The sequence below is a fragment of the Streptomyces sp. NPDC096040 genome (assembly GCF_040303265.1).
In the GTDB taxonomy this organism is placed as follows: Bacteria; Actinomycetota; Actinomycetes; order Streptomycetales; family Streptomycetaceae; genus Streptomyces.
Genome location: NZ_JBEOTA010000047.1, coordinates 1 through 11,620 on the forward strand (window position 1 = coordinate 1; position 11,620 = coordinate 11,620).

Consider the following 11,620-nt stretch of genomic DNA (forward strand, 5'->3'; position numbering starts at 1 on the left):
CACCGAAGCGCAACTCGCGCTCTGGTGACACCGTCACGGACCTTCTGGGCGGAAACGTCCAGGATGCTGACATCTGACTAGACGATCAGCAACGGCTACTGGTTGCTGAACGCGGCGTCGAAAGAGGCTTTCGGCACCGGCCACAGCAGCGAGCGTACGAAGGTCACCGCCTCCGCGGCGCCGTGCAGGCGGTCCATGCCGGCGTCCTCCCATTCGATGGAGATGGGACCGTCGTAGCCGATGGACTCCAGGGCGCGGAAGGCGTCCTCCCAGGGGACGTCGCCGTGGCCGGTGGAGACGAAGTCCCAGCCCCGGCGCGGGTCGCCCCACGGTTGGTGCGAGCCGAGGACGCCGGCCCGGCCGTTGCGCGGGCGCAGCCGGGTGTCCTTGCAGTCGACGTGGTAGATGCGGTCCTTGAAGTCGGTGATGAACCCGACCGGGTCGATGTTCTGCCACATCATGTGACTGGGGTCCCAGTTGAAACCGAAGGCCTCGCGGTGGCCGATCGCCTGCAGTGCGCGGACGCTGGTCCAGTAGTCGTAGGCGATCTCGCCGGGGTGCACCTCGTGGGCGAAGCGCACTCCCTCCGCGTCGAACACGTCGAGGATCGGGTTCCAGCGGGTGGCGAAGTCCTCGTAGCCGGCGTCGATGACGGTGGCCGGCACCGGCGGGAACATGGCGACGTAGGGCCAGATGGACGAGCCCGTGAAGCCGACGACGGTGTTCACGCCCAGTTTGCGGGCCACCCGCGCGGCGCGCTTCATGTCCTCGGCGGCGCGCTGCCGTACTCCTTCCGCGTCGCCGTCGCCCCAGACGTACGGGCGCAGGATCGCCTGGTGGCGGAAATCGATGGGCGCGTCGCAGACGGCCTGGCCCGCGAGGTGGTTGGAGATGGCGTACACCTTGAGGCCGTGCCGGTCCAGGATCTCCAGGCGTGATGCCGCGTAGGTGTCGTCCTCGTCGGCGCGCTCCAGGTCGAGGTGGTCTCCCGAAGCGGCGATCTCCAGGCCGTCGTAGCCCCACTGCGCGGCGAGGCGGGCGACGTCCTCGAAGGGGAGGTCGGCCCACTGTCCGGTGAACAGGGTGACGGGGTGGGTGGATGCGGTCATGTGCGGTCCTCCGTCGCGGGTGCGGTCTCGATCCAGGCGCCCCGCTCGGCGGCGGAGGCCAGGACGGCCTCGGTGAGCCGTGCGGCACGCAGTCCGTCGGCGAACGTCGGCATCCCCTCAGGGTGCCCGCCCTGTACGGCGCTGTAGACATCGGTGACGAACGCCGTGAAGGCGTCCTGGTATCCGAGGGCGTGACCGGGAGGCAGCACTGACAGGCGGGCGGAGTCCGGGGCGGCGGTGCCGGGATCGCGCAGGAGCAGGTGCGACCCGTCACGCCTGCCGATCCACAGTTCCTCGGGGCGTTCCTGTTCGAAGCGCACGCTCTGCCGGGTGCCGTGGAGTTCCAGGGTGAGGCTGTTCTTGCGGCCGGGGGCGAGCTGGCTGACGAGCAGGGTGCCCAGCGCCCCGTTGCCGAGTTCGACGAGGAGAGCGGCCGTGTCCTCGTTGGTGACCTCGGTGTCGCCACGCTGGGCGAAGACGGTTCGGGTGCGGGCGGCGAGGCGGTGGATGCGCTGGCCGGAGACGAACTCGACGAGGTCGCACAGGTGGGAGCCGATGTCGGCGAAGGCTCGGGAGGCGCCGCCCGCCTCCGGGTCGGCGCGCCAGTTGGTGTCGTCGGGGTCGAGGAGCCAGTCCTGGAGGTAGCCGGCGTCCAGCGTGAGGACGGTGCCGAGCTGTCCGTCCGCCACGAGGGAGCGGGCCTGCCGTGCCATCGGGTGGTAGCGGTAGACGAAGGGGACCGCAGCCACCCGGCCGGCCTCCCGCGCGGCCCGGACCAGTTGTTCGGCGTCCGCCGCCGTGGTGGCCAGGGGCTTCTCGCAGATGACGTGTGCGCCCGCGGCCAGCGCCGCCAGGGTGTGTTCGGTGTGGAGTCGGTTGGGGCTGCACACGTGGATGACGTCGAGGTCGCCGGCCGCGGCGAGGCGGTGGGCGTCCGGTTCGTAGCGTTCGACGCCGAGGGTCTCGGCGGCCTGTTCACCGCGTTCGGGGGTCGAGCTCGCGAGGGCGGTCGGGTGTGCGCGTGCGGCCCGGCTCGCGCGGGTGTGCACGGCCGCCATGAAGCCGCCGCCGATGAATCCGGCGCGCAGGGGGCGGTTCACAGGGTGGCCCCGAAGGGGTCTCGGTCCTCTGGGACGAGCGGTATCTCGCCGGCGGTGCTGGCGATTTGGACCATCTCGCCGGAGGTGACGGACTCGTCGATGGAGATCATGGCGTCCAGGACGTGGTAGCCGAGGTCTCCGGAAGCGATGTGGGGGCGTCCGCCGCGGATGGCGCGAGCCATGTCCAGGACGCCCAGTCCGCGGCCGGCCTCGATGCCGACGGGCGTGACCGTCTCCCATGCGGGATCCTGGCCCGGTTGCTGGACCCGGGTGATCCGCACGTCTCCCGCGAAGGTGTTGGGGTCGGGCAGGACCAGGGTGCCCTCGGTGCCGGTGATCTCGACGAAGCCGGTGCGGGTGAGCGGGGAGTCGAAGCTGAACACGCTCTGGCCGACCCCGCCGTGCTCGAACTGCGTGAGCGCGGAGACATGGGTGGGTACGGCCACGGTGAACTCGGTGCCCGCCCGGTGGCCGTTCCTGACCGTGCGCACCGCCCGGGCGGTGGAGCCGACCGCGGCGACCCGGCTGACCGAGCCGAACAGGCAGACCAGGGCGGTGATGTAGTAGGGCCCCATGTCGAAGAGGGGGCCGGCGCCCTTGGCGAACAGGAACTCGGGGTCGGGGTGCCACAGGTCGGGCCCCGCGTTCTGCATGACGGTCTGCGCGGACAGCGGGGTGCCGATGTCCCCGCGGGCGATGGCCCGCAGGGCGGTCTGCAGTCCGGGGCCGAGCACCGTGTCGGGGGCGACTCCGACGCGCAGCCCGGCCGCGGCCGCCCGGTCGAGCAGGGCACGTGCGTCGGCCCGGTCGACGGCGATGGGCTTCTCGGACCAGACGTGCTTGCCCGCGGCGACGATCGCCGAGCTGACCTCGGCGTGGACGGCGGGGACGGTCAGGTTGACGACTATGTCGACGCCCGGGTGGGCGAGGACGTCCGCGGCGGTTCCCCACTCCTCGACGCCGTACTTGCGGGCCTGGGTCTCGGCGCGCCCGGTGTCGAGGTCGCCTACGACGGCCACGTGCAGGTCGGGGAACCGGGTGAGGTTGCTCAGGTACTGGTCGCTGATGTTGCCGGCGCCGACGAGGCCGATGCCGACCGGGTTGTGTGCCGCCATCAGGCGATGCCCTTCCCGTTGAGGTAGGCGACGCCGGCCGCGATGCCTTCGAAGATGTCACCGTCGTAGTGGTCGAACTCGATGACGGCGTACTCGGCGTCCGATGCCGCGGCCAGCGAGGCGTCGAGCGGTATCTCTCCCCGGCCCGCCGGAACCTGGCGGGTGTCGGCGGGGTCGAAGGGGGCGCCGGAGGTGAACGGGTCGTCGATGACGGGGCCGTCCTTCACATGCAGGGCGCGCACCCGTGAGCCCAGGCGGTCCAGCAGCGAGACGACGTCGTTGCCACCGGCCGAGGCCCAGAACAGGTCTATTTCCAGGGCGACTTCCGGGTCCAGCAGGTCGGCGAAGCGGTCGAAGGCGTTGATGCCGGCGACGGTGTGGACGAACTCCTGCGAATGGTTGTGGTATCCGACGCGCAGCCCGTGGTCGGCCGCACGTTCCGCGGCCTCGTTCAGGAGCGCGGCGGTGCGGGCGATCTCCTGCTCGTCGGCCCAGCGGGCGGCGGGAACGAACGGATCGAAGAGGATCTCCACACCCAGTCGCCGGGCGGCCTGGAACGTCTCGTCCAGGGTGGGTGCGGGTGCCTCCTCGGTCGTGTCGCGTTCCGGGGAGAGGAAGCCCGCGTGTCCGGTCGGCGCGGACAGGCCGTGCCGGGCGAGCGCTTCGGCCAGTTCGTCGGCGCGATGCACGAATCCGAAGGCCTCGACGTTGCTCAGTCCCAGGGCGGCGAGGCGGCCGAGGGCCGCGTCTTCGTCGGCCTCAAGGGCCTGGCGGACGGAGTAGAGCTGAACCGACATCCGTGGTGTCGACATGAAGGACTCCCTCTTGGGGCGGACGGCCGGGAACAGAATACCGACAGGGGTGATGGTTTCTAGAGGGCGTCTAGCATCTCCGTATGGCAAAGGCGACGGCGCGGCAGGGGACGGCCCCACGGAACTACCCCAAGGGGGAGCGCCGGCGTGCCCAGATCATCGAGGCCGCGTTCACCGCGTTCGGGCAGGTCGGCTACCGCAACGCGAGCACGGTCCAGCTCGCCGCGGCCTGCGGTGTCTCGCGTGCGGGACTGCTGCATCACTTCCCGACGAAGGAGTCGCTGCTCGAAGCGGTTCTGGAGGAACGGGAACGCCAGGACGACGCGCACTTCTTCGGGTCGGGTGCGGTCAACCACGACGGCCTGGAGTACTTCGCCAGCATGATCCGGCTCGTCGCGCACAACCAGGCCAACCCGCTGATCGTGAGCCTGTTCGCCGTACTGTCGAGCGAAGCGACCGCGGCGGACCACCCGGCGCGCCCCTACTTCGTCGCACGCTACGAACGCACGCGCCGACAGATGCAGTTGGCCGTCGACGACCTGGTACGACGCGATCTGCTCCGCCCGCACGTGGACGCACCGGGCCTGGCGGCCGACCTGATCGCGTTCATCGACGGCCTGCAGATCCAGTGGCTGCTCAGCCCCGACGACATCGACATGCCGGACCACCTGCGCAAGCTGCTGCGCGGCCTCATCAGCGTCGAACTGCCGTGAAGAGGGTTCTGTCCCGGTGAGGTTGTTTGGTCAGGGCGCCGTTTTCGAGGCGGGCGCCGTGGTCGATGGCCTGGGTGCGGTGGTCGGCGCCGGCCCACGCCCTGGCCGCCGCCCTCGCCCAAAGGCATTCGGCACCGCCGGCACCATCACCGAACAGCCGCTCCTTCGCCACCGTTCACCGCACGGCACAGGACTCCGCCCGGGCCCATCTGCACGAAGAGGCCGCGAGCGGAGGCATCGACGGCTCCGCCCTGGCCCACCTCGGCATGAAGGGGGACCGTCTGCCCGCGCCACCCGCCGGCCTCGCCCCGCGCAGCGCGGAACCGGAGTACGTCGGCCCGCATGAGTTCGAGTGAATAGTCCCCTGGCCAGTCGCTTCGGCCGTGACCGCGAAGGTCGAGGGCATACACCCTGCGATTCTGGGCGAGGACGGGCAACGACCGCTCCCACCGTCAACCCGGCGAACTTATGCGGTCACAGCCGGAACAGCCGGGCCGCGTTGTCGTGGCACACCGCCCGCAGCCACTCCTGTCCGAGGCCCAGACTTTCCAGGGCGTGGAGCTGGTGCACGTAGGGGTAAGGGATGTTGGGGAAGTCGGTTCCGAGCAGGATGCGGTCGCCGAGGGCGGCGACCCGAGGCAGGGCGCTGCGGGGGAACGGCATGAACTGCTCGGTGAAGTCGGTGAACGCCATCGTCGTGTCCAGCCGCACCTCCGCGAACCGCTCGGCGAGGCCGAGGAAGTCCTCGTACTCGGGCATCCCCATGTGAGCGATGATCAGGCGCAGTCTCGGATGCCGTGCCAGCACCCGCGCGATCGGCTCGGGGCCGGTGTACTTGCCGGGCGCGGGGCCGGAGCCGCAGTGGATCACCACGGGGATCCCGGCGTCGGCCAGCAGTCCCCATGTCCGCTGGAGGAGTTCGTCGGCCGGGTCGTACGCCCCCACCTGGACATGCGACTTGAACACCCGGGCGCCTGCTTCGACGGCCTCGCGAACGTACGTCTCCACGCCCGGTTCGGGGTACAGGGTCGCGGTGTGCAGACAGTCCGGGGTACGGCGGGCGAAGTCGGCGGCCCATGCGTTCAGCCATGCCGCCATGCCGGGCTTGTGCGGGTACAGCATCGAGGTGAAGGCCCGGACGCCGAACTCCCGGAGCAGTACGGTGCGTTCCGCCTCCTCCTTCCGGTAGGTGATCGGCCATTCCAGCCCTCCGAGCAGCGGTCCGTTCGTGTCGAAGTAGTTCCAGACCTTGTGCAGGACACGTTCGGGCATGAAGTGCGTGTGCACGTCGACCAGTCCGGGCAGACCGAGCCGCTCCCGGAAACGGCGAACCTCGGCGGCCTCCGCGTGGACGGGGGCGGGTTCGACGGGGCCGGTGTGTGCGGTGCGTTGATCGTTCATACCGCCACGATCGGTGCTGGTGAACGGTGAGTCCAGTCCCTCTCCGACGACGATCGGTACTGGTGAACGGTGAGTCCAGTCCCTCTCCGACGACGGTCGGTCCTCGGCGCGGCCGGGAGGGCGACACCTCGCGGTGCGGGGCCGCCGCCCTCCCGGGGCATCGGGCCAAGGCGTGTGCCGCCCTCAGGACAGGTAGCCCTCGACCTCGGACGCCGGGCGGACGTTCGCCTCCGCGGGATCCTGCCCCGCCGCGATCCTGGCCCGGCGCTGCCGGAGCAGGTCCCAGCACTGGTCGAGCTCGGTCTCCAGGTGTGCCAGGCGGGCCTGCTCGGTCGTCCCGTCGGTCTCCTCCTGCGCCAGGCGCTCACGCAGGTCCTTCTCCTGGCTGATCATTTCCGTGATGCGGCCGAGTATCCGCTTCTCGGCCTCGGCCTCTGGTCGTGTCATGGCTGCCTCATTCCGGACGGCGGAGTGGATCACAACTACGACGGGCGCTCCCCGTTTCGTCCGCCCCTCTCCCCCACCTTCTCCCACTCGGTCCCAAGCCGCATCGGTCAGTCGACCGCACCACTGTGGTCGTAGGGCGCCGGGTGTACGGTGACCGGCAGAAAGCGGTTGCCGCAAGCCGGGCGCGCAGGGAGGATCACCGTCGATGGCATCGACGTCGGAACGACCGCTCGACCACCGCTACCGGGGCGAACATCCCGTCCGCACCCTCCTCTACCTGTTGCGTGCCGACCGGCGCAGCCTGGCGGCGGCGGTCCTCGTCTTCACCGTCAAGCACAGTCCCGTCTGGCTCCTTCCGCTGATCACCGCCTCGGTCGTCGACACGGTGGTGCAGCACCGAGAGGTCTCCCGGCTGTGGACGGCCGTGGTGATCATCATGGTGATCCTGCTGGTCAACTACCCACTGCATGTGCTGTATGTACGACTCCTCTACGGCAGCGTCCGCCGTATGGGCACCACCCTGCGCTCCGCGCTGTGCACCCGCATGCAGCAACTGTCCATCGGCTACCACTCCCGGGTCAGCGCCGGCGTCCTCCAGGCCAAGGTCGTGCGGGACGTCGAGACCGTCGAGCAGATGGTCCAGCAGACCGCCGAGCAGGGTCTGGGTGCGCTGACCGTGCTGACCGGCGGACTGGTGATCATCGCCGTCCGCACGCCGGAGTTCCTGCCCGTGTTCCTGGTCGTGGTGCCGGGCGCGACGGTACTCGTGGCCCGGCTGCGGTCGCGGCTGCGGACCCACAACGAGGACTTCCGGCACGAGGTGGAGACCCTGTCCTCCCGGGTGACCGAGATGACGCGGCTCATCCCGGTCACCCGCGCCCACGGTCTGGAGGGCAAGGCGCTGCACCGCATGGACGGCACCCTGCGCCGGCTGCTCACCTCCGGGATGCGCCTGGACCTGGTCAACGGCCGCTTCGGTTCGCTGGCCTGGGTGATCCTCAACGTGATCGGCGTCGCCGTTCTCGCCGCCGCCGCGCTGGTGTCGTACTACGGCGTGTGGGGCGTCTCCCCCGGTGACGTCGTCATGCTGAGCGCCTTCCTGACCACGCTCACCAACTCCACGACCACGCTGACGAGCCTGGCCCCGGTCATCACCAAGGGGCTGGAGTCGGTGCGTTCGGTCGGGGAGGTGCTGCAGGCGCCCGAACTGGAGGACAACGAGGGCAGGGCGGAGGTCACCGCCGTCCGCGGTGCCGTCGCGTTCGACCGGGTCGGCTTCGCCTACGAGGACACCGACCGCGCGGCCGTTACGGACTTCACCCTCGACGTGGTGCCGGGCGAGACCGTCGCCCTGGTGGGCGCCTCGGGGGCCGGCAAGTCCACCGTGCTCAATCTCGTCATCGGGTTCATCCGGCCCACCACCGGCCGGCTGCTCCTGGACGGCACCGACATGAGCGGCCTCGATCTGCGCACCTACCGGCGGTTCGTCTCGGTCGTCCCGCAGGAGTCGATCCTCTTCGACGGCACGATCCGGGAGAACGTCGCCTACGGCATGGAGGACGAGGCCGACGAGGGGGCGGTGCGCGCGGCGCTGCGTGACGCCAACGCCCTGGAGTTCGTCGACGCGCTGCCCCAGGGCCTGGACACCGTGGTCGGCGAGCGCGGCGCCCGGCTCTCCGGCGGTCAGCGTCAACGCCTCGCCATCGCACGGGCGTTGATCCGTGATCCGCGGGTCCTGGTGCTCGACGAGGCCACCTCGGCGCTGGACACCCGTTCCGAGGCGCTCGTACAGCAGGCCCTGGCCCGCCTGCTGCGCGGCCGTACCACCTTCGTGGTGGCCCACCGGCTGTCCACGGTGCGCGGCGCCGACCGCATCGTGGTGATGGACGACGGCCGCATCCGCGAGATCGGCACCCACGAGGAGCTGCTGCGCCGAGGCGGTGTCTACACCGCGCTGCACGGTGGACAGGTGGCCTGACCGCAGAGGCCAACGGGCCTGAGGCGATCTCAGGCGTCTTGATCTCGGAATCGGCATACCGGTATGCGAGAGATGGAAGCGGCTGGGGGCACACTCGTAGCGCTGCCGGAGAGAGGGCGGGGCTCGGCCACGGCATGCTGGAAGCATGATGGTGCTCGCCGTGCTCTTCGCCGTCCTGGGTGCCGTCAGCAATGCGACGGGCACGGCCTTCCAGCGGAAGGCCGCGTCCACCCTGCCGGGCAGAGGCGGGGTGCGCCTGCTGCTCACCCTGGCACGGCGGCCCGCCTGGGCCATCGGGATCGCCGGTGTCGCGGGGGCCGCGGTGTTCCAGGCGCTGGCCCTGGTGAACGGCCCCATGGCCTTGGTCCAGCCCCTGTTCATGCTGGAGCTGCCGTTCGCCCTGCTGATCGCCATCCCGCTGCTGCACCGGCGGCCGAACCCGCAGGGGTGGCGGGCGATCGGGGTGGTGGTGGCCGGCCTGGCCCTCCTGCTGGCCTCGGCGGCCCCGTCCGGCGGACGGGAGCAGGCGTCCATGCAGCGCTGGATCCCGGCCCTGGCCCTCACCGTGGGGGCCATAGCCGGCACCGTGCTGCTCGAACGGTCCTCCTCGTCGCCGCTGTTCCGCGCGGCGGCCCTGGCATCGGGTGCCGCGATCGGCAACGCGCTGACCGCCGCGCTGATGAAATCGGCCACCGGCAGGCTCGCCGACGCGGGCCTGCCCGCCTTCCTCACCACCTGGCAGACCTACGGCTTCGCGCTCGCCGGGATCTCCGCGCTGATGCTCCTGGAGAACGCGCTGCAGGCCGGTCCGCTCGTCGCCTCCCAGCCCGCGCTGACGATCGGGGACGCGGCGGTGAGCCTGCTGCTGGGCGTCGCCCTGTTCGACGAGTCGGTGCGCACCGGCTGGTGGCTGCTGCCCGAGGCGCTCGGCGCCGGACTGATCCTGTGGGGCGTGGTCCGGCTGACCCGCGTCGTACCGAACCTCGTGGACGTCGTGCACTGAGGGGGCCGGTTCAGGGCCCGTCGGTGGTGAGTTTCGGGTCGGCGGTGACGATCGCGTGCACGGTCTCCGCGACGAGGCGCCGGTCCAGGGGGGCGTCGTCGAAGGCGCGGTGCATCGGCCACCCCTCGATGAGCGCGTCGAGCGCACGGGAGACCCCGGGGGTGAAGTGCAGGGCGAGGCTGTCCCTGCTGCGTTCGAGCCAGGTGCGGGTGGTCGCGGACACCGCCTCGTTGTGGTTCGCGTAGGCGTACATCTCGAAGATGAGGGTCATGTCGCGTTCCGTGGCGTAGGCCGGTCCGCAGATCAGCTCGACGACGGCCGCCTCGGCCTCGGCCGTGGAGGCGGCGGACTGCAGAGTCCGCCGGTAGAGCTGGGACATGGTGTCCGACAGGCGGGCGAAGGCCTGGGCGAGCAGGTCCGCCATGCCGTCGAAGTAGTACGTCAGTGAGCCCAGCGGGACCTGTGCCCGCGCCGCGATCTTCCGATGGGTGGTCGTGTGGACACCACCCTCGGCGATCACGTCGAGGGCGGCCTCCAGAATGCGCTCCTTGCGTCCGGGGTCGTTCGGAATCTCGCGTCGTGTGCCGGTCACGCGCTCAATCTGCCATGGGTTGACCGGCGAAGAGCGTGTACAGGCGTACAGCTGAGTGTGTACATTCGTACAGACTCATGCAGGAACACCTTTGGCACGTCTGGAGCCACCAGCCATGACCGCCGACCTCGCCCGGCGCCGTACCGCCGTCTTCGTCCTGTTCTTCGTCCCCGGCCTGACCATCTCCTCCTGGGTCACCCGCACGCCGGACGTGCGGGACATGCTCGGCGCCTCCACCGCGCAGATGGGTCTGGTCCTGTTCGGGCTCTCGGTCGGCTCGATGGCGGGCATCCTGTGCTCGGGCGCGCTGGTGGCCCGCTGGGGTGCCCGGCTCGTCATCCTGGCCGGAACGTCGGCGATCGCCGCCGGTGCCGCGCTGATCGGCATCGGGACCGCCGCCGGCGCGGACCTCGGCGTCGCCCTGGGCCTCGGTCTGTTCGGTCTCGGCATGGGCGGCGGCGAGGTGGCCCTCAACGTCGAGGGCGCGGAGGTGGAGCGGCTGCTGAGCCGCTCCACCATGCCCGCCATGCACGGCTTCTTCAGTCTCGGCACCGTCGTCGGCGCGGTCGCCGGCATGTGCCTGACGGCGGTCGGCTTCCCTGTCGTCGTCCATCTCGCCGCGGTCGCCGCGGTGGTCCTGGCCGCACTCGCCCTGGTGATCCGGCGTGTCCCCACGGAGGTGGGCCGACGGACCGCCGCCGTCGAGCGCCGCGAGCCGGGCACGGCGGGAGCCGCGGTGTGGAAGGACCCCACGCTGCTGCTCATCGGCTGCGTCATCCTCGCCCTCGCCATGGCCGAGGGCACCGCGAACGACTGGCTGCCGCTGGTCATGGTGGACGGTCACGGTTTCGACGCCGCGCTGGGCTCGGCCGTGTACGCGGTGTTCGCCGCGGCGATGACCGTCGGGCGCTTCGTCGGCGGGCGCTTCGTCGACCGGTTCGGGCGGGCGGCGGCGCTGTGCGGGAGCGCGCTCGTCGGGGCCGCGGGACTTGCCCTGGTGATCTTCGTCGACAACCAGGCCGTAGCGGCTGCCGCCGCCGTCCTGTGGGGTCTCGGGGCGTCGCTCGGGTTCCCCGTCGCGCTCTCCGCGGCGGGCGATTCCGGCGCCGATTCCGCCGCCCGGGTCTCGCTGGCCGCGACGGTCGGCTATGTCGCCTTCCTGGTGGGCCCGCCCTCCCTCGGTTACCTCGGTGAGCACTTCGGGCTCCGGAAGGCCCTGATCCTGGTGCTCGCACTGGTGGTGGCCGCCGTGTTCGCCACTCCTGCCGCCCGTTCGCCGCAGGCGATGAGGGACACCGAGCCGGTCCGCGGGTGACCTCTGCCGCCGGCGCGGAACCACCACCGTGGTCC

At 70.9% G+C, this 11,620-nt stretch carries 12 protein-coding genes and 1 pseudogene; 5 read left to right on the forward strand and 8 right to left on the reverse strand.

The window, feature by feature from the left end:
- Positions 1–95: 95 nt before the first annotated feature.
- From ABTY98_RS38360 to ABTY98_RS38375, 4 genes are read right to left on the reverse strand one after another with little or no spacing between them, the layout of a single operon-like run.
- Positions 96–1,109 carry a sugar phosphate isomerase/epimerase family protein gene (locus tag ABTY98_RS38360; protein WP_352225775.1) on the reverse strand — a complete coding sequence of 338 codons (1,014 nt, stop codon included), beginning with the start codon at positions 1,107–1,109 and terminating at the stop codon, positions 96–98.
- Positions 1,106–2,209, reverse strand: a complete 1,104-nt coding sequence (locus tag ABTY98_RS38365; protein ID WP_352225776.1) for a Gfo/Idh/MocA family protein — start codon at positions 2,207–2,209, stop codon at positions 1,106–1,108. The genes ABTY98_RS38360 and ABTY98_RS38365 overlap by 4 nt, the downstream gene beginning before the upstream one ends.
- The gene (locus ABTY98_RS38370) at positions 2,206–3,324 is read right to left on the reverse strand and encodes a Gfo/Idh/MocA family protein (RefSeq protein WP_352225777.1); all 1,119 of its coding nucleotides are present in this window, start codon (positions 3,322–3,324) and stop codon (positions 2,206–2,208) included. Before ABTY98_RS38370 ends, ABTY98_RS38365 begins: the two co-directional genes overlap by 4 nt.
- Positions 3,324–4,136 carry a sugar phosphate isomerase/epimerase family protein gene (locus ABTY98_RS38375; protein WP_352225778.1) on the reverse strand — a complete coding sequence of 271 codons (813 nt, stop codon included), beginning with the start codon at positions 4,134–4,136 and terminating at the stop codon, positions 3,324–3,326. Before ABTY98_RS38375 ends, ABTY98_RS38370 begins: the two co-directional genes overlap by 1 nt.
- Before the next feature lie 83 nt (positions 4,137–4,219).
- Between ABTY98_RS38375 and ABTY98_RS38380 the strand changes: the two genes are divergently transcribed.
- Together ABTY98_RS38380 and ABTY98_RS38385 are read left to right on the forward strand one after the other, a co-directional pair.
- Complete coding sequence (locus ABTY98_RS38380) at positions 4,220–4,849, forward strand: TetR/AcrR family transcriptional regulator (protein ID WP_352225779.1); 630 nt, start codon at positions 4,220–4,222, stop codon at positions 4,847–4,849.
- Positions 4,850–4,914: 65 nt separating this feature from the next.
- Positions 4,915–5,205 (forward strand): hypothetical protein, encoded by a 291-nt coding sequence (locus tag ABTY98_RS38385; RefSeq protein WP_352225821.1) that lies wholly within the window; start codon positions 4,915–4,917, stop codon positions 5,203–5,205.
- On the opposite strand, the pseudogene ABTY98_RS38390 reads toward ABTY98_RS38385, so the two are convergent.
- From ABTY98_RS38390 to ABTY98_RS38400, 3 genes and pseudogenes are all read right to left on the reverse strand, one after another.
- Positions 5,170–5,286: pseudogene (locus ABTY98_RS38390) on the reverse strand (alpha/beta fold hydrolase); the annotation flags it as partial. The gene ABTY98_RS38385 and the pseudogene ABTY98_RS38390 overlap by 36 nt on opposite strands.
- A gap of 37 nt (positions 5,287–5,323) precedes the next feature.
- On the reverse strand, positions 5,324–6,250 hold the full coding sequence (locus ABTY98_RS38395; protein WP_352225780.1) for an amidohydrolase family protein: 927 nt from the start codon (positions 6,248–6,250) through the stop codon (positions 5,324–5,326).
- Positions 6,251–6,433: 183 nt separating this feature from the next.
- Positions 6,434–6,697, reverse strand: coding sequence for a DUF2630 family protein (locus ABTY98_RS38400; RefSeq protein WP_352225781.1), 264 nt, complete (start codon positions 6,695–6,697; stop codon positions 6,434–6,436).
- A 205-nt stretch (positions 6,698–6,902) separates the two neighbouring features.
- On the opposite strand from ABTY98_RS38400, the gene ABTY98_RS38405 reads away from it, so the two are divergent.
- The gene (locus ABTY98_RS38405) at positions 6,903–8,675 is read left to right on the forward strand and encodes an ABC transporter ATP-binding protein (RefSeq protein ID WP_352225782.1); all 1,773 of its coding nucleotides are present in this window, start codon (positions 6,903–6,905) and stop codon (positions 8,673–8,675) included.
- Between the two features lie 145 nt (positions 8,676–8,820).
- On the forward strand, positions 8,821–9,678 hold the full coding sequence (locus ABTY98_RS38410) for a DMT family transporter (RefSeq protein ID WP_352225783.1): 858 nt from the start codon (positions 8,821–8,823) through the stop codon (positions 9,676–9,678).
- 10 nt (positions 9,679–9,688) lie between these two features.
- Here ABTY98_RS38410 and ABTY98_RS38415 read toward each other — a convergent pair whose 3' ends face one another.
- Positions 9,689–10,270, reverse strand: a complete 582-nt coding sequence (locus ABTY98_RS38415; RefSeq protein ID WP_352225784.1) for a TetR/AcrR family transcriptional regulator — start codon at positions 10,268–10,270, stop codon at positions 9,689–9,691.
- Positions 10,271–10,385: 115 nt separating this feature from the next.
- Between ABTY98_RS38415 and ABTY98_RS38420 the strand changes: the two genes are divergently transcribed.
- The gene (locus ABTY98_RS38420) at positions 10,386–11,585 is read left to right on the forward strand and encodes an MFS transporter (RefSeq protein ID WP_352225785.1); all 1,200 of its coding nucleotides are present in this window, start codon (positions 10,386–10,388) and stop codon (positions 11,583–11,585) included.
- The last annotated feature ends 35 nt before the right edge of the window (positions 11,586–11,620 follow it).